This window comes from Micromonospora sp. NPDC049044, from assembly GCF_040649215.1.
In the GTDB taxonomy this organism is placed as follows: domain Bacteria; phylum Actinomycetota; class Actinomycetes; order Mycobacteriales; family Micromonosporaceae; genus Micromonospora.
Genome location: NZ_JBEZFA010000014.1, coordinates 13,769 through 32,076, shown reverse-complemented (window position 1 = coordinate 32,076; position 18,308 = coordinate 13,769). Strand labels below are relative to the sequence as shown.

The window sequence follows — 18,308 nt, the reverse complement described above, 5'->3', positions numbered from 1 at the left end:
GATGCCTGCTGACATGCCGGTCAAGGGTCGCGCGGCGAGGCGGCGTGAGTCGACGTCCCGCTTAGGGGGACAGCGTCTGTGCCACGCCTCCGGCCTGGGCGGGGGGCGTCTGCCGTTGGATGATCTCGGCGAGGATCTGCGCCACGACGGCCGTGTTGTAGGTGTCGGAGGCGGTCGCGGGGATCATGTTCTTGAGGTTGCCGCCCTCGGCTTCGAGATAGTGGTCGTACGACTTCTGCATGGCCGTGACGGAATCCTTCAACACCTGGTTGATCTTGTCGGAGGCGGCCTGGAGCTTGCTGGCCGATTCGGCGAAGTGGTCACCCGCGGGGCTGTCCCAGGAGTCCGTGATGGAGCTGTAGTAGTTCTTGATCGATGAGAGGTCTCCCTCGATGCGCTCCTGCCGCTGTGCCACCATCTCCTTGGCGAGCTTCAGCTTCGGGATCTCCACGGCGAAGGCCGCCGGCACACCGTCGACGATCTGGAAGATCGGGCGGCCGGTGGCATCCGTACCGACGGTGGTCCAGTGACCGTCCGGCGTGATGAAGGTCGACTCCGTGATCCCGTTCGAGTCGTACCTGATGGAGACTCGATCCCCGTCCTTGGTGCCGTACAGCGGGCGTCCCTCGGCGTCGAAGTCCGTGTAGGTCCAGCCGTCCTGTCGCAGCTCGACGACGTCACCGGTGGCATCGCGGGTCAACACGGACGTCGCACCCTTGCTGTCGACGTACGTCCAGACACTGCCGTCGCTGGTGTAGGCGATCGTCACCGTCTCCGTCCCGCCGCCGTCCGCGCCCGGCTTCGACCCCCGCAGCGGCCGGTCCATCGAGTCGAACTCGGTGAAGGTCCACCCACCACTGGTCATCGAGACGACCCGGTCGTCGGCGTTCTTGGTGATGACGGTGACATCGCCCGTGCCGTTGTCGTAGGTCCAACGGCTACCCGTCCCGGTGTACTCGACCTTCACCGTCTCGCCGGGAGCGTCGATCCGGTGACCGCTCAGCGGCCTGCCGTCGGTGCTGAAGTCGGTGAAGGTCCACCCGCCCGCGTCCATGCGCGTCGTGTTGCTCTCCGCGTCGCGGTAGATCAGCGTCTTGTCGCCCGTACCCTCGTCGGTGAACGTCCAGGTGCTGGTGCCGTCCTGGTGGTAAGACACGTCGATCGCCTGTGCCGGCCGTCCGTCCGTGGCCGGCACGGATCCGTGCGTGGGGTCGCCGTTGCCGTTGAAGGCGTCGTACACCGTGCCGTCGGGAAGTTCCTGCCGGACGACCCGGTCGTCGGTGTCACGGAAGACGGTGGTCGTCCCGTCCGGGCCCACGTACGTCCACTTCGACCCGGCCGCCGAGTATTCGATGGTCACGTCCTGCGGGCCGTTCTTGCCCGGCGTCTGACCGTGCGTGGGGTCGCCATCGCTGGTGAACGCGTCGTAGACGGTGCCGTCCGGCAACTCCTGCCGGACAACCTGGTCCTGCGCGTCGCGGTAGACGGTCGTGGATCCGTCGGGCCCCGAGTACCTCCATGTCGATCCGGTGGGGGAGTACTCGATGGTGACGTCCTGGGGTGCTGCGCCGTCCTCTCCGGGGACGGTGCCGTGGAGAGGACGGCCGTCGCCGTCGAACCGGTCGAAGGTGGCGCCGTCGGCGGTGCGCATCTGCGTGATCGCGCCGTCGCTGTTGCGGTTGACGGTGGTGCCGTCGGTGTAGGTCCACGTCGAGGCGTCGCCGTCGTAGGCGATGGTGACACCTCGTGGTGCTTCGCCGTTCTCGCCGGGGACGGTGCCGTGGAGGGGGCGCCCGTCGGCGTCGAAGCGGTCGAAGGTGGCGCCGTCAGCGGTGCGGATATGGACCGGGTTGCCTTGAACGTCGCGGTTGACGGTGGTGCCGTCGGCGTAGGTCCAGGTCGAGGCATCCCCGTCGTAGGCGATGGTGACGTCCTGCGGTGCTTCGCCGTTTTCGCCGGGCAGGGTGCCGTGGAGGGGCCGGCCGTCGGCGTCGAAGCGGTCGAACGACGCGCCGTCGGCGGTACGCATCTGCGTGACCGCGCCGTCGCTGTTGCGGTTGACGGTGGTGCCGTCGGTGTAGGTCCAGGTGGAGGCGTCGCCGTCGTAGGCGATCGTGACCTCTTGCGGTGCTGCGCCGTCGTCTCCAGGGATGGTGCCGTGGGTGGGTCGGCCGTCGGCGTCGAAGCGGTCGAAGGATGCGCCGTCGGCGGTGCGCATGTGGGTGACCGTGCCGTCGGCGTCGCGGTTGAGGGTGGTGCCGTCGGTGTAGGTCCAGGTGGAGGCGTCACCGTTGTAGGCGATGGTGACGTCCTGCGGTGCTTCGCCGTTTTCGCCGGGCAGGCTGCCGTGGAGGGGTCGCCCGTCGGCGTCGAAGCGGTCGAACGATGCCCCGTCGCTGGTGCGCATGTGCGTGACCTGGCCGTCGGCGCCCCGGTTCAGGGTGGTGCCGTCGCCGTAGGTCCACGTCGAGGCGTCGCCGTTGTAGGCGATGGTGACGTCCTGCGGCGGTTCGCCGTTCTCGCCGGGAAGGCTGCCGTGGAGGGGTCGCCCGTCGGCGTCGAAGCGGTCGAAGGACGCCCCGTCGGTGGTGCGCATGTGGGTGACCGTGCCGTCGGCGTTGCGGTTGAGGGTGGTGCCGTCGGCGTAGGTCCACGTGGAGGCGTCACCGTTGTAGGCGATGTTCACCTCTTGTGGTGCTTCGCCGTTCTCGCCGGGCAGGCTGCCGTGGAGGGGTCGCCCGTCGGCGTCGAACCGGTCGAAGGATGCGCCGTCGGCGGTGCGCATGTGGGTGACCTGGCCGTCGGCGTTGCGGTTGAGGGTGGTGCCGTCGGCGTAGGTCCAGGTGGAGGCGTCGCCGTTGTAGGCGATGGTGACGTCCTGCGGCGGTTCGCCGTTCTCGCCGGGCAGGGTGCCGTGCGTGGGTCGCCCGTCGCTGTCGAAGCGGTCGAAGGATGCGCCGTCGGCGGTGCGCATGTGCGTGACCGTGCCGTCGCTGTCGCGGTTGAGGGTGGTGCCGTCGGCGTAGGTCCAGGTGGAGGCGTCGCCGTTGTAGGCGATGGTGACGTCCTGCGGCGGTTCGCCGTTCTCGCCGGGCAGGCTGCCGTGGAGGGGCCGGCCGTCGGCGTCGAAGCGGTCGAACGATGCGCCGTCGGTGGTGCGCATGTGGGTGACCGTGCCGTCGGCGTTGCGGTTGAGGGTGGTGCCGTCGGCGTAGGTCCAGGTGGAGGCGTCGCCGTTGTAGGCGATGTTCACCTCTTGTGGTGCTTCGCCGTCGTCTCCGGGCAGGGTGCCGTGGGTGGGTCGCCCGCCGCTGTCGAACCGGTCGAACGATGCCCCGTCGGCGGTGCGCATGTGCGTGACCTGGCCGTCGGCGTCGCGGTTGAGGGTGGTGCCGTCGCCGTAGGTCCAGGTCGAGGCGTCGCCGTCGTAGGCGATGGCGACGTCCTGCGGCGGTTCGCCGTTCTCGCCGGGCACGGTGCCGTGGATAGGTCGCCCGTCGGCGTCGAACCGGTCGAAGGTGGCGCCGTCGGACGTGCGCATGTGCGTGACCTGGCCGTCGGCGCCCCGGTTGAGGGTGGTGCCGTCGCCGTAGGTCCACGTGGAGGCGTCGCCGTCGTAGGCGATGGCGACGTCCTGCGGTGCTTCGCCGTTCTCGCCGGGCACGGTGCCGTGGAGGGGCCGGCCGTCGGCGTCGAACCGGTCGAAGGATGCGCCGTCGCTGGTGCGCATGTGCGTGACCGCGCCGTCGCTGTCGCGGTTGAGGGTGGTGCCGTCGCCGTAGGTCCACGTGGAGGCATCGCCGTCGTAGGCGATCCTGACGTCCTGCGGTGCTGCCCCATCCTCGCCGGGCAGGCTGCCGTGCGTGGGTCGCCCGTCGGCGTCGAACCGGTCGAACGACGCCCCGTCGGACGTGCGCATGTGCGTGACCGTGCCGTCGGCGTCGCGGTTGAGGGTGGTGCCGTCGCCGTAGGTCCAGGTCGAGGCGTCGCCGTCGTAGGCGATGGCGACGTCCTGCGGTGCTGCCCCATCCTCGCCGGGCAGGCTGCCGTGCGTGGGTCGCCCGTCGGCGTCGAACCGGTCGAAGGTGGCGCCGTCGGACGTGCGCATGTGCGTGACCTGGCCGTCGGCGCCCCGGTTGAGGGTGGTGCCGTCGCCGTAGGTCCACGTGGAGGCATCGCCGTCGTAGGCGATGGCGACGTCCTGCGGTGCTTCGCCGTTCTCGCCGGGCACGGTGCCGTGGAGGGGCCGGCCGTCGGCGTCGAACCGGTCGAAGGATGCGCCGTCGCTGGTGCGCATGTGCGTGACCGCGCCGTCGCTGTCGCGGTTGAGGGTGGTGCCGTCGCCGTAGGTCCAGGTGGAGGCATCCCCGTCGTAGGCGATGGTGACGTCCTGCGGCGGTTCGCCGTTCTCACCGGGCAGGCTGCCGTGGGTGGGTCGGCCGTCGGCGTCGAAGCGGTCGAACGATGCCCCGTCGCTGGTGCGCATGTGCGTGACCTGGCCGTCGGCGCCCCGGTTCAGGGTGGTGCCGTCGCCGTAGGTCCACGTCGAGGCGTCGCCGTTGTAGGCGATGGTGACGTCCTGCGGCGGTTCGCCGTTCTCGCCGAGCAGGGTGCCGTGGGTGGGTCGCCCGTCGCTGTCGAAGCGGTCGAAGGATGCGCCGTCGGCGGTGCGCATGTGCGTGACCGTGCCGTCGGCGTTGCGGTTGAGGGTGGTGCCGTCGCCGTAGGTCCACGTGGAGGCGTCACCGTCGTAGGCGATGTTCACCTCTTGTGGTGCTTCGCCGTCGTCTCCGGGCAGGGTGCCGTGCGTGGGTCGCCCGCCGCTGTCGAAGCGGTCGAACGATGCCCCGTCGGCGGTGCGCATGTGGGTGACCGTGCCGTCGGCGTTGCGGTTGAGGGTGGTGCCGTCGGCGTAGGTCCACGTGGAGGCGTCACCGTCGTAGGCGATCGTGACGTCCTGCGGTGCTGCCCCATCCTCGCCGGGCAGGCTGCCGTGGAGGGGTCGCCCGTCGGCGTCGAACCGGTCGAACGATGCCCCGTCGGTGGTGCGCATGTGGGTGACCGTGCCGTCGGCGTTGCGGTTGAGGGTGGTGCCGTCGGCGTAGGTCCACGTGGAGGCGTCACCGTTGTAGGCGATGTTCACCTCTTGTGGTGCTTCGCCGTTCTCGCCGGGCAGGCTGCCGTGGAGGGGTCGCCCGTCGGCGTCGAACCGGTCGAAGGATGCGCCGTCGGTGGTGCGCATGTGGGTGACCGTGCCGTCGGCGTTGCGGTTGAGGGTGGTGCCGTCGGTGTAGGTCCACGTGGAGGCGTCACCGTCGTAGGCGATCGTGACGTCCTGCGGTGCTGCCCCATCCTCGCCGGGCAGGCTGCCGTGGAGGGGTCGCCCGTCGGCGTCGAACCGGTCGAAGGATGCGCCGTCGGTGGTGCGCATGTGGGTGACCGTGCCGTCGGCGTTGCGGTTGAGGGTGGTGCCGTCGGTGTAGGTCCAGGTGGAGGCGTCGCCGTTGTAGGCGATGTTCACCTCTTGTGGTGCTTCGCCGTCGTCTCCGGGCAGGCTGCCGTGGGTGGGTCGGCCGTCGGCGTCGAACCGGTCGAAGGATGCGCCGTCGGCGGTGCGCATGTGCGTGACCGCGCCGTCGCTGTCGCGGTTGAGGGTGGTGCCGTCGCCGTAGGTCCACGTGGAGGCGTCGCCGTTGTAGGCGATGTTCACCTCTTGTGGTGCTTCGCCGTTTTCGCCGGGCAGGCTGCAGTGGATAGGTCGCCCGTCGGCGTCGAAGCGGTCGAACGACGCGCCGTCGGACGTGCGCATGTGGGTGACCGCGCCGTCGCTGTCGCGGTTGAGGGTGGTGCCGTCGGCGTAGGTCCACGTGGAGGCATCGCCGTCGTAGGCGATCGTGACGTCCTGCGGCGGTTCACCGTCGTCTCCAGGCAGGCTGCCGTGGATAGGTCGCCCGTCGGCGTCGAACCGGTCGAACGACGCCCCGTCGGCGGTACGCATCTGCGTGACCGCGCCGTCGCTGTTGCGGTTGACGGTGGTGCCGTCGGCGTAGGCCCAGGTGGAGGCATCCCCGTCATAGGCGATCGTGACGTCCTGCGGCGGTTCACCGTTCTCGCCGGGCACGGTGCCGTGGAGAGGCCGGCCGTCACCGCCGAACCGGTCGAACACTGTCCCGTCGGCGGTCTGCTGCCGGACCACGCCGCCGTCGGCGTCGCGGGTGACGCGGCCTCCGTCGCGGTACGTCCAGGTGCTCTCGTCGCCCCGGTAGCCGATGTCCACCGCCCCCGCCCCGTCCGGCAGCGTCCCGTGCAGCGGCCGGCCGTCGGCGTCGAAGCGGTCGAACACCGTGCCGTCGGCGGCCTCCAGCCGCACTACGTCCCCCTCACCGTTTCGGGTGACCGTCGAGTCGGGGTAGTGCCACGTGCTCTGGTCACCGTCGTACGTGATGCTCACCCGGTCGCCGGACCCGGCCAGCGCCGCCTGCCCGGGGCGTCCGGCCGCGTCGAAGTGGTCGAAGACGGTGCCGTCGGCGGTGACCTGGCGGATCACCCGGCCGTCCGGGTCGTACGTGACGATCGACCCGTCGGCTGTCGTCTGGGTGGTCTCCGGCACAACGCCTCCTCGGCTGCGCAGACTGCTGCGATTGAAGGCTAGGAAGAGGGCTGGGAGCGGCCGCAATCCCTTCTTCGGGACGGGGGACGTCCTCGACGGGGTGACGCGCAGATTTTTTGCACGACGGTGAACCGGGGACAGCCGTCCGCCGTTTGATGGCTGCCTCACCGTGCCCGGGTGGGGAGCAGAATCCTGGAGGAGCGCGTGTTCACAGTTGCGATCGTCGCGGAGCATCCGATCTCCCGCGCCGGCATGGAGAAGTTGGCGTCCGACGACGCCAGCATGCGGGTGGCGGCCGCCGTCGGATCGGTGGCGGAACTGGACCGGAGCGCCGGCTCGTACGACGTGGTGGTGTTGGACTTCCCGCACATCGACGTGGCAACGGTGGCGCAGGTCGCGCAGGTGGCCGCCCTGGGCCGGCCGCTGATCAGTTCGGCGTGGACCGGTTCACCGACGTTGCTGGCCACGATCCGGGCCGGCGCGCGCGGCTGTATCAGCCGGTTCGCGGAGCAGGCCGACGTGCGTGAGGCGATGCGGGTGATCGTGCAGGGCGGCTTCTATCTGTGCCCGACGATGGTCGGCCGGTTCCAGCTGGAACTGGCCAACGCCGGGGCCGAGGACACCAACGGGCTGGCACCGCGGGAGATCGAGACGTTGCGCCTGATCGCGTCCGGGTTCACCCATTCCCAGATCGCCACCCGGATGGGGCTGTCGCAGGCGACGGTGAACACGTACGCGAAGCGGATCCGGGCCAAGCTCAACGTCAACAACAAGGCCGACCTGACCCGGATGGCGATCGAGCTGGGCCACTACTCCCAGGGGCGGCGGTCCACCTCAGCCGCCTGACGGGCTGAGGTGGCCGCCGGCCGCCGGTTCAGAACAGCGTGCGACCGAACCAGACGAGGTCGCTGAAGACGCCGAAGACTCCCATCGTCAGCGGGGCCACGGCCACCGCGGCGATCGCCCCGATCACCTCGGACCGGCTGCGCTTGCGGGGCTTACGCGGCCGGTCGGACAGCGGCTCCGGCTGGTCCGCGGGGGACCGCATCAGGACGCTCATGCCGATCCCGACGGCCGTCACGGCGACGCCGGCGGCGATCAGCAGGGCCTGGGCGGCGGTCCCGGTCACACCGACCAGCCACGCCAGCGGGATCATCAGTGTGAACAGGCCGACCGTCGCGGCGCCGCCGATCATCAGCAGTTCGTTGGTGAAGGCGGCGTGCCGGGCCCGGACCAGCAGCCCGAGGGTGAGGATGGCGGCGCTGGCGAGAGCGAACCCTCGGCCGGAGAGGGCCAGCATCGGCAGGGTCACGGCGAGCGCGAGCGTGGGCCCGGCCATCACCACGGAGAGAACCCGGCTGGAGGACGACGTCAGCTCGGTGGTGGCGACCGCCGCGGCCTGCCGGCCCGCGGGGACCCGGTTGCCCCAGGCGGTGACCATCGCGGCGATGCGCCGGGAGACGGCGAGCAGGCCGAGCGCGACCGCCGCGACCAGGGCCGCCGTTTCGACCCGGTCGGCCTCCAGACCGTACGCCAGCGGTACGAGGACGGCGGCGACGGCAAGCTGCGCCTCGACGGCCATGAGGACGACTCCGGGGCCGACGGCGAGGGCCATCATCAGGGCCAGGTTGGCTCCGACGACGGCGCCGGTCCACTGGTGACCGTCGCCGAGGAGACTGCCGGTGATCTGCATGCCGGAGAGCGCGAAGCATGGCGCGGCGGCCAGCACGACGACATGTACCAGCCAGTCCGGGACCGCGCTGGGGCGCTGCCGTAGTCCCCAGCCGGCGCCGAGCAGCAGCAGCCCGGCGAGCAGCAGGGCGAGGGCCGATCCGGTGTCGGCGGCGGTGCGCCAGCCGGTGAGGAACGCCGCCGCGAGCAGCCAGCCGAGCCCGAGGGCGAGAACGACGGGCCCGGCGTGCATCCGCTGGCGGCGCAGCCGGCCGGCCTCGTCGGCGACGACCTCGTCGATGTCCATGACGACGGGCGGGTCGCCGGGTTCCACCGCGATGTCGCGCAGGTACAGCACCTGGCCGTCCAGCACGCCCATGTCGGCCAGGGTGGCGTCGAGGGGGATCGCCGGCGCGTCGGCCGGTGCCAGCGACCATGCGGCCGGCATGGCGGGGGATTCCTCTTCGCCGCACAGCTCGGCCAGCCGGGGCACGTACTCGCCGATGGGTGTGCTCGCGGGGACCGCGAGGTCGATGCGGCGCCGTGTGCCGATGACGGTGATCCGGCTCTGCTCGGTGGCCATCACGTTTACCTTCCGTACGGATGGGGGGTCGTCAGGTGGTGGTGGTCGCCGTGGCGCGGGCGGAGTCCGCCACGGCGACCTGGATGAGCCGGCTCGGGCCGCCGCGGCGGACGAGGACGCCCCGCCCGGGCGGACGCTGGGCGGCGCGTTCGTCGCCGAGCACCACGCCTTCGCGGTGGTCGCCGGAGAGCACCACGCCGCCGGTTCCCATGTCCCGGATGCCGGAGACGAGTTGGTCGCTCGTGAACCGGGAGACGCCGGCCACCCGGCGGGTCAGCATCACGTGCAGGCCGATCTCGCGGGCCTGCGGGATGAACGGGGCCAGGGGGTGCAGCGGCGACGAGGGGCCGCCGCCGATCATGTCGTAGTCGTCGACGACGACGTACAGTTCGGTGCCCTCCCACCAGTCGCGCGCCAGCAACTGTGCCTGGCTGAGGCCGCGTGGCGGCATCCGTTCCTGCAACTTCTCCACGACCTGCTTGACGTAGACCTGGGCGCTCGCGGAGTCTCCCGCGTACGCGCCTAGGTGCTCTTCGGGGACCACGTCGAGCAGGGAGCGCCGGTAGTCGAACAACACCACCCGCACGTCGTACGGTGAGGTCCGCTCGGCCAGTCCGGTGAGGAACGTGCGCAGCAGCGTAGACTTGCCGGAGCCGGCGTCGCCGTACACCAGGAAGTGCGGGTTCTCGCCGGTGAGGTCGATGCTGACGGTGTCCATGTCGGGCTCGGCGAGGCCGATCGGCACCGCGACGGAGTCCGGGGTGGTGGCGAGTTCGCGGACCTCGATGCGCGTCGGCAGCAGGCGCACGGCCGGCGCGCGGTTTCCGCTCCAGTGGCTGTCGATGGCCGCCAGTGCCCTGTCCTGGGCCTCCCGCAACCCGTCGGAGGTGTCCTGGCCGTCGAGCCGGGGGAGCACGAACTGGAAGAAGGCTCCCGGCGCGCTGATTCCCCGGCCGGGGACGTTGGCCGGCACCCGCGAGGCGATCCGGCGGTTGATCTCGGATTCGGAGGGGTCGTTGAGCCGCAGCTCGATCCGGGTGCCGATGCTGTCGCGCAGCGCCGGCCGGATGTCGTTCCAGCGGCCGGTGGTGAGGATCAGGTGTACGCCGGCGCCGAGGCCACGGGCGGCGATCTCGGTGACGGCCGCCTCGGCGTGTTCGTACTCGCCGCGCAGCGCACCCCAGTTGTCGATGATCAGGAAGACGTCGGCGGCGCGGATGTCGGCCGGCAGCGTGCCGGCCCGGCGCCGGTCCCGGAAGTCGGCGATCGAGTCCACGCCGAGCGTGCGCAGGAGGTGTTCGCGCTTCACGATCAGGCTGCGGAGCTCGCTGAGGATGCGGTGGGCGAGTTCGGCGTCGTGGCGGCCGGCGACGGAGCCGACGTGCGGCGCCTGGGCGAAGGCGTGCAGGCTGCCGCCGCCGAAGTCGATGCAGTAGAACTGCATCTCGTCGGGGGTGTGGGTGAGCATCGCGGAGAGCATGACGGTGCGCAGCAGGGTGCTGCGCCCGGTGCGCGGGGCGCCGACGGCGGCGATGTGCCCGTGCGCGCCGCCGAAGTTCATCATCAGGGTTTCCTGCTCCTGACGGTGCGGCAGGTCGAGCAGGCCCAGCGGGATCGACAGGCTGCCGCTCATCGGCCAGTGCGCGGCGGCGTAGCCACGCTCCTCGTCGGCCCGGGGCCGGCCGATGAGGTGGTCGAGGGCGAGCGCCGGGGGCAGTGGCGGCAGCCAGACCTGGTGGGCCGGCGTGCCGACGGAGTGGAGCCGGTCGACGATGATCTGCAACTCGGTCGGGCCGGTCCCGGCGGACGTCTCGGTGGCGGCGGGTTCGTGTTCGATCTCCTCCGACGCGGTCCGCAGGCCGAAGGGGACCAGGGTGCGCCCCTGGTCGCCGCTGGCCGCGGCGCGTTCCTCGGAGCTGAGGTACGGCGTGGAGACGTGCGCCACGCGCAGCCGCTCGTAGATGGACTCGTCCACCTTCAGGTATGCCGAGCCGGGGATCGACGGAAGCTTGTAGGCGTCGGCGTTGCCGATCACCGTCCGGCTCTCCGAGGCGCTGAACGTGCGCAGGCAGATCCGGTACGACAGGTGCGAGTCCAGCCCGCGCAGCCGTCCCTCCTCCAGCCGTTGGGAGGCCATCAACAGATGCATGCCGAGGCTGCGGCCGACGCGGCCGATCTGGGTGAAGAGTTCGGCGAAGTCGGGGCGGCCGGAGAGCAGTTCGCTGAACTCGTCGACGATGATCAGCAGGTAGGGCAGGGGAGCCAGGGGTTCCCCTGCCGCGTCGGTGTCCCCGGCCGCGCGCCGGATCTGGTACTCGCGGATGTTGTCGACGTTGCCGGCGTCGCGCAGCGCCTGTTGCCGCCGCTGCTGTTCCCCCATGAGCGCGGCGAGCACCCGGTCGATCATGGCCGAGTCGTCGGCCAGGTTGGTGATCAGACCGGCCACGTGCGGCAGACCGCTCAACGGGGCGAAGGCCGCACCGCCCTTGAAGTCGATGAGGACGAAGCTGAGCAGGTCGGGCGGGTGGGTGAGGGCGAGACCGGTGACGAGGGTACGCAGCAGCTCGCTCTTGCCGGAGCCGGTCGCGCCCACGATCAGCCCGTGCGGGCCCGAACCGCCCTGGGCGGATTCCTTGAGGTCCAGCACAACCGTCTCGCCGTCACCGTTGGTGCCGATAGGGGTACGCAGCAGCCCGGGATCGGTCGGACCCACCCAGCGGCTGGTGACGTCGACGGAGAACGGCTGCGGCCCGAGCACCATCTCACTGAGTGCGGTGATCCGGGAGAGCACCTGTTCGCGTTCGTCGCTGAGCCGCAGCGGTGCGAGGCTGCGCGCGATGAGCTCGGCGAAGTCGGGGGTGACGGCGTCCGGCGTGCAGCCGAGCGCGGGCGCGGTGACCAGGGCGGGGTTGCCCTCGGTGACGAGTTCGCCGTGGCCGTCGAGCCGGATGCGCAGGTCGACCCGGCTGGGTTCGTCGGCGTCCCGGTCGGCGAGAAAGATCAGCGTCACCCCGGAGGCGGCTCCGGCGATGGTGAGCAGGGCCCGCATCAGGTCGGACCGCCCCCACTCGGAGACCGGGGCGAAACCGGTGAAGACCACGATCAGTCGCCGCACCCGCGTGGCCTGGCCACCCGCGCTCTGCATCCGGGTGCGGTTGTGCAGCTCGGCGCGCTGGGTCAGCTCACGGTGCAGGAACGGGGCCAGCAGCTCGGGCTCGGGCGTGACCAGCGACACGGTGCCGGCCGCGCCGCGTACCCGCGGCTCGAAGGTGTGCGGCAGCCATTTGGCCCAGTCCCACTGCGGTGATCCTCCGGTGTCGACGGCGATCGTCACGTCGTCCGGCGCGTGCAGCACCGCGATGTGGCAGAGCAGGGCCCGCAGCAGCGGCTCGGTGCGTGCCGCGCCGCCGGAGAGGCTGATCACGCCCGCGCCGCCAACATCGATCACCATCGGCTGACGGTCCACCCGGCCCATCCGGTCGATCAGGTTGGTGGCGGCCTGCAACGAGTCCCAGTCGTAGTCGGTAAGCGGGTCCAGCCGGTCGTCGATCTGCAGGGGGGTGGCGAGCTGCACGGCACCGCAGCCCAGGCGTACGTGCAGGAAGTCCTTGTCGTGCTGCCGCCGCTCCCACACCCGGTGCCGGGTGGTGGCGATGGACCACAGCCGCACCGGTTCCGGGTTGGCCAGGGCGGCGACGGTCCGCTGGTTCGCCGCCACCGCCCGGGCGCTGTCGCGCGACAGCTTCAGGTGCGCGCGGTAGCGGGACCGCTGCTTGCGTAGCGCCTTGCCGGCGACGCTTCGCTGGTTGGCGCGCATGGCGATCACGGCGCCGGCGGACGCCACGAAGAACAGGACCCCGATGATGATCATGGCGGGCCGGCCGAAGGTCACCATGTAGGCCGACATGCCGATGCTGCTGAGCAGCGGCAGGACCAGCGACCAGCCGTTGTTCTGCGGATTGTCCTGCGGCTCCTGCGGCGGGGTCGGCAGCACCACCCGGTCGGTCGGCAGGCCGGGCAGCAGGAACCGGGCCGGGCGGTGGAAGGCGAAGCGCGTCATTGTTCTCCTCAGCCCCGGGCGTCGATGTCGGCGTCGACGAGATCGCTGGGCTCCAGCGTGCTCAGCTGCTCGTCGGTCGGGTCGGACAGCGCGGTGACCCGTCCGGCGTGCTGCTCGGTCATCTGTTGGAAGAGCTTGCGGGCGAACCGGCCGTTGCCGAAGCCCTCGCCGCGATCGACCGTCGCCAGGTAGTCGGCGAGTGCCGCGCGGGCCTCGTCGGACAGCCGGTAGTCGTGCTCCCGGGCCTGGACCTCGACGATCTGCGCCAGCTCCTCGGCCGAGTAGTCGTCGAAGGTCAAGGTGCGGGAGAACCGCGACGACAGGCCCGGGTTCGCGGCGATGAAGTGCCGCATGTGCCCCGGGTAACCGGCGACGATGACCACCACCTCGTCGCGGTGGTCCTCCATGAGCTTCACCAGCGTGGAGATCGCCTCGTGGCCGAAGTCGCTGCCCTGCCCGTCCGGCACCAGCGCGTACGCCTCGTCGATGAACAGCACCCCGCCCAGGGCCCGGCGGAACGCCGCCTGCGTCTTGGGTGCGGTGTGCCCCACGTACTCGCCGACTAGCGTGCCCCGGTCCACCTCGACCAGGTGGCCGCTGGTCAGCATGCCGAGCTCGGTGAGGAGTTGGCCGTACAGCCGCGCCACTGTGGTCTTGCCGGTGCCCGGGTTGCCGGCGAAGACCAGGTGCCGCGACATCGGCGGCGGCGACAGCCCGGCCTCGCGGCGACGCTTGACCATCTGCACCAGCTTCACCATCGTGCCCACGTCCTGCTTGACCCGGGTGAGCCCGACCAGGCCGTCGAGTCTGGCGAGCAACTGGTCGAGGTCCCCCGGCTTTCGTGAATCGCGGGCCACCCCCGTCGGCCTGTCCGCCGCGCGCCGGCCCTCCCACCCGGCGGCGGGCAGCCCGCGGGTCGCTGCGGCGCCGGAGGCCGGGAAGGTCGCCGCAACGACGTCGGTGCTCCAACAGTCCTCGTACGTCGCGGCGGCGTCGTCGGCCTGACTCACGTCCTCGTCGGCGTGGTGGACGTGGCAGCGCACCAGGGTCGGATCCGCACCGGAGCCCACGTAGATCGCCGGATACTCCGTGCCGGACACCTCGCAGTCCACGACCCTGCCGTGCGCGCCGGCGTCGAAGTAGATCCCGTTCTTGCGGCAGTCCGTCACCCGTAGCCCGCGAACGGCCGGTCGGGCCCCGCCCCAGACGGCGAGACCGCTGCCGCCGGCGCCGGCCACGGTGCAGTCCTCCAGTAGCGGCTCGGCTCCCTCGTCCAGGAAGATCCCGGCCGCGCCGCAGCCCGTGATACGGATGTTCTGCAGGGTCGGCGCGGTGCCGGCGGCGATCTCCACACCGGTCTGCGCGGCGTCGCGGATGTCGCAGTCCCGCAGCAGCGAGCGGTGCGGCGTGTCCAGGTGCACACCCACCTTGCCGCCGGTGATCGTCAGACCCTCGAGCACCGCGTCCGCGGTGTCACTGATCTGTACTCCGCGTAGCTCCGCGGCCTCCACCGCACCGCCACGCACCCGTACCAGCGACCGGTCCACCGCCCGGATGCCGATCTCCGGGGTCCCAGCGACGACACAGTCCGAGAGCGCCACCGAGGCGGTACCGAGGATGTGCACGGCGCTGCGACCCGACCGGCGCAGCTCGCAGTCGCGCAGCAGGACCCGCCCACCCGAGGCGTACAGGGAGTTGGCGGCCGAATCGTGGAGCCTGCCGCCAGCGACCCGGACCTCCGCGTCGTCACAGACGGCGAGTGCGGTCTGTGCGTTGTCGGTGATCCGGACGTCGGTGAGTCCGGCGCGGGACCCGTCCGCCGCGAGGATGCCCGCCGTGCCGGCCCGCTCCACCTGGGAGTCGGAGAGCAGCAGCTGGGCGGTGCCACCGAGCCGGATACCGACGCCCTCGGCGCGGCTGACCTGGCAGCGTTCCAACCGCACCCCGCCGACGGCACCCGCGTCCCCGGTGCTCGCGTCCGGCATCTTCAGCGGCGGCAGCGGCAGCCACCAGCCGGCCGCGAAGGAAGCGCCGTCATGGACGTGGATGCCGTCCCCGGCCAGGTCGTGGACGGCGGTGTCCCGCAGCTGCGCCTGCCCGGCCTCGGTCACCTCGACACCGGCCAGCCCCACGTGCCCGATATCGCAATGCTCGAGCACGGCCGTCGCGCTGCCGCCGACCCGTACGCCGACGCTCGTGACGGCGTGCAGGACGACCCGGGACAGCTCCACCCGGGCGCTGCCGTTGGCCGCGATCCCGATGCCGTCCACCCGCTCCACCCGCAGGTCGTACGCCCTGAGTTGAGCGCCGTCCCGCGTGGCCAGGCCGGTCACCGCAGCGTCGGAGACGACGCATTGGCGCAACGTCACCCGCGCGCCGCCGCTCGCCTCGACCGAACCGCCGGTTACCACCGCGTCGTCCAGGGTGAGGTGCCCGGCGGTCACCTCGACGGCGACCGTGTCCGCCCGTGCTCCGCGTACCGTCAGGCCCCGCACCACCGCGTTCCCGGAGCGCACCGCCAGCGCGGGACCGTCCGGGCAGACCAGCTCGACGGCCCCGCCGCCGTCCTCGGCCACGATCGTGACCGACCGATCGAGCACCAGCCGTTCCCGGTATACGCCGGGCGCCACAGTGACGAGGGTGCCGTCCTTGGCGGCCCGGACCGCCGCACCGATCGACCGGTGCCGACCCCAGCCGCGCGTCGAAACGCGTTCCACCCGTCCGCTCGTGGTGATGCCGGACTCGGTGCTCGCTGCCATCATCCGACCCGGACCGTCACCCACCGCAGTCCACCTTCAGCTGGCCCAGCATCAGCCGGCTGTCGCGTTCGCCGCGGCTCCGCGCGGGATCCAGGCGTACAGCGAGCTCGGTCTGGTTGACGGGGAACGAGCCGACGTCGACCCAGCGGCCGGCCTGGGTGCCGAAGTCGACAGTGAAATGGGCGTACTCGACGCTACCGGCACCGGGCAGGACCGAGTAGGCGACCTCGCCGGCGCGGAGGACACCCGGGGACGCCTCCGGTACGTGTACGGCGATCCGGCATGCCCTCGTCCCCTTGGGGGGCTGGAACCTCCAGAGCGCCGACTGCCCGCTGTTCTCGCCCTGCATGGCCCGCAGCGGCGCGGTCGCGTACATGCCGCGGCAGCCGTCCTGCGCCCACCCGCCGGATCCCACGGTCCGCCAGTCGCCGTCGCGTCCCTCCGCGGTGAATCCCCGATCCGGCACCGGGGCGCAGTCCCAGCCCGCGACCGCGGACCACTTGTCGACTCGCGCCGAGTGGGGGGTGACCGACTGGCCGTCGGGCCGCCGGTCACCGGGCTTGAGCGGACGGATCAGGCTCCAGAAGACACCCACCACGATCGTGACGACCGCGACCGTCGCCGTCACGGTCATCAGCGTCGGCCAGCGCACCATGAAGCGCTCACTGGCCGGCACCTCGGCCGCGTGCTCGACGAACGCCCGGACGAACTCGTTGCGCTGGGTCAGCTTGGCGGACGGGGCACCAGGGTCGCGCGGCGGCATCACCACCGGCGGCCCGGAGCGAGTGCCGGTCACGGCGCGTCGGGACGCTGCTGGGACGACTTGGCTCCGATCGACGCCTTCGGCAGTGCCACGGTCTCCGCCCGGGTTCCCGGTCCGTCGCTGGCCACGGGCGTCGTGCTGTCGGCCTGCTGGTCGTCCGGGTCGAGCTTCCCGCCGTCCGGAGGCGGCGGGTCACCGTCCGCTTGACGGGAGACCGACGGCGCCCGGGGCACGGAGGCCGGCGGCAGGGCGCCGCTGCGCACCGGCGGTGCGGCGGTCACCGGACGGGGGCCGTCGTCGTCACCGTCGTCCTCGTCGTCCGCGGTCTCGTCGCGCAGCAGCCGGCGGATCCGGAACACGAGCAGCACCGCCGCCGCGAGCGCGACCAGCGCCACGATGGCCAGCAACGTGGACCGTCCGCCAGAGCTGCTGGAGGTGAGCCGTCCGCCCGATTCCCGCCCCGACGAGGCCGCCTCGGCCTCCTCGGGCAGCACCTTCGTGACTGCGGCAGCGGGATTGATCATGCCCCAGCCGTACCGGCCGTCGGGCTGTGCGCTGTCGCCCATCTTGTCCGACGTCACCTGGAGGCGGTGGGCGACCTGCTCCGGGCTCAGGTCCGGGTACGCGGCCCGGACCAGCGCGACGGCGCCGGCGACAAACGCCACTGCGTACTGCGTGCCGCTGCCCGCGACGGCGCCGACCCCGGTGATCCCGACGCTGCTCACGTTGACACCCGGGGCGACCACGTCGATGCCACCACCGCGATAGTCGGCGGCTCGCTGGCCGTCGACGGCCACGCCACCCACCCGCAGCACACCGGGGCCGATCTCCGCGTCCGGGTCGACCGGTACCGAGGCACGTGCGGCACCGATCACCACGACGACGTCTCGGGCCACCGCCGCCATGATCGCCTTCGCCACCTCGGGTTTACTGGTGTCGACGAAGTTGCCCAGTGCGATGACTGTCGCACCCGCCTCGACGGTGGCCTCGATGGCCGCGGCTCCGTCGGCAGGCTGGGCCTTGGCGTCCTTGCCCACGACCCGGACCGGCATCACCGTGGCGTCCGGGGCGACGCCCTTGACGTCACCGCCCTTGGTGGGCTGGCCGACCACCAGACCGGCCATCGCGGTGCCCGAGCCCAGGCAGTCCGTGTCGCCGCGGCCGCTGCCGCTGACGATGTCCATGCCGACGGCCACGTGGCCACTGAGTGCCGAGAGGCTGCCGTCCACACCGGAGTCGATGATCGCCACAAGCTGCCCCTTGCCGCGGCTCTGCGGCCAGGCCTGGTCGGCGGCCAGGCGGAGGCTCGCCCAGTCGGAGCGACCGCTCGATGCCGCAGTGGTCGCACACTGCCCCGCCTTCACACGGGGCTGTGTCGGTGCCTTGCTCGGGACCGTGGCGGCACCGGAGACGCGCTCGGGCGGCACGCTGGGCCGCGCCTTGGCGGTGGGCGTGGCCCCAGCCTTGCCGGGCAGCGGCTTGACCGGCGCGGCCGGCGCCTTGTCGGGCAGCACACCGTACTTGACGCCCTCGCCGACGGCGTCCCAGGGCAGCACCAGCAGCCAGCCGGCCCGCAACTCGCCCGGGTCCTTGAGAGTGCCGCCGTCAGGTTGCCGGCGGCCGGTGTTGAGGTTGCGGATCTCGACGGACCGCTTCCCGTCACCGAGGAATCGGGCGGCGATGCTCGTGAGGTTCTCAGGTTCTCCCTGGTACGACGACCCGACGGCATAGAACTTGACGTATTCGTCGGCGGCCGAGGCCGGGCTCACGGCTCCGACGATCAGAGCCACCATGACGAACACCGCGAGGCAGGCACCACGTGCCGAACGGGTGATCCAGAACATTCGCTACTTCCCTTTAGT

7 protein-coding genes are annotated in these 18,308 nt (G+C 71.5%); 1 reads left to right on the top strand and 6 read right to left on the bottom strand.

Annotated features, from left to right (window positions below; all coding sequences use genetic code 11):
- Window positions 1-61: 61 nt before the first annotated feature.
- Window positions 62-6,844 (bottom strand): WXG100 family type VII secretion target, encoded by a 6,783-nt coding sequence (locus tag AB0B85_RS14255; RefSeq protein WP_357407148.1) that lies wholly within the window; start codon window positions 6,842-6,844, stop codon window positions 62-64.
- Here AB0B85_RS14255 and AB0B85_RS14250 point away from each other — a divergent pair.
- Window positions 6,815-7,456, top strand: coding sequence for a response regulator transcription factor (locus tag AB0B85_RS14250; RefSeq protein WP_357407146.1), 642 nt, complete (start codon window positions 6,815-6,817; stop codon window positions 7,454-7,456). The genes AB0B85_RS14255 and AB0B85_RS14250 overlap by 30 nt on opposite strands.
- Before the next feature lie 28 nt (window positions 7,457-7,484).
- Here AB0B85_RS14250 and AB0B85_RS14245 read toward each other — a convergent pair whose 3' ends face one another.
- Genes AB0B85_RS14245 through AB0B85_RS14225 form a run of 5 tightly spaced genes read right to left on the bottom strand, consistent with a single transcriptional unit; the run spans window position 7,485 to window position 18,290 of the window.
- The gene (locus tag AB0B85_RS14245; protein ID WP_357407144.1) at window positions 7,485-8,864 is read right to left on the bottom strand and encodes an EsaB/YukD family protein; all 1,380 of its coding nucleotides are present in this window, start codon (window positions 8,862-8,864) and stop codon (window positions 7,485-7,487) included.
- 31 nt (window positions 8,865-8,895) lie between these two features.
- Complete coding sequence (gene eccCb / locus AB0B85_RS14240; RefSeq protein ID WP_357407142.1) at window positions 8,896-12,924, bottom strand: type VII secretion protein EccCb; 4,029 nt, start codon at window positions 12,922-12,924, stop codon at window positions 8,896-8,898.
- An 8-nt stretch (window positions 12,925-12,932) separates the two neighbouring features.
- Window positions 12,933-15,707, bottom strand: a complete 2,775-nt coding sequence (locus AB0B85_RS14235; RefSeq protein WP_357407140.1) for a right-handed parallel beta-helix repeat-containing protein — start codon at window positions 15,705-15,707, stop codon at window positions 12,933-12,935.
- Entirely contained in the window at window positions 15,700-16,479 is a 780-nt protein-coding gene (locus AB0B85_RS14230) for a hypothetical protein (RefSeq protein WP_357407138.1), read from the bottom strand. The genes AB0B85_RS14235 and AB0B85_RS14230 overlap by 8 nt, the downstream gene beginning before the upstream one ends.
- Window positions 16,476-18,290 carry a S8 family serine peptidase gene (locus AB0B85_RS14225; protein ID WP_357407136.1) on the bottom strand — a complete coding sequence of 605 codons (1,815 nt, stop codon included), beginning with the start codon at window positions 18,288-18,290 and terminating at the stop codon, window positions 16,476-16,478. Before AB0B85_RS14225 ends, AB0B85_RS14230 begins: the two co-directional genes overlap by 4 nt.
- Between the last annotated feature and the right edge of the window lie 18 nt (window positions 18,291-18,308).

Excerpts from the sequence above, each read along its gene's own strand:
- AB0B85_RS14255 (WP_357407148.1), bottom strand. The coding sequence starts at position 6,844 with ATGCTCCGCGACGATCGCAACTGTGAACACGCGCTCCTCCAGGATTCT.
- AB0B85_RS14245 (WP_357407144.1), bottom strand. The coding sequence starts at position 8,864 with ATGGCCACCGAGCAGAGCCGGATCACCGTCATCGGCACACGGCGCCGC.
- eccCb (WP_357407142.1), bottom strand. The coding sequence starts at position 12,924 with ATGACGCGCTTCGCCTTCCACCGCCCGGCCCGGTTCCTGCTGCCCGGC.
- AB0B85_RS14225 (WP_357407136.1), bottom strand. The coding sequence starts at position 18,290 with ATGTTCTGGATCACCCGTTCGGCACGTGGTGCCTGCCTCGCGGTGTTC.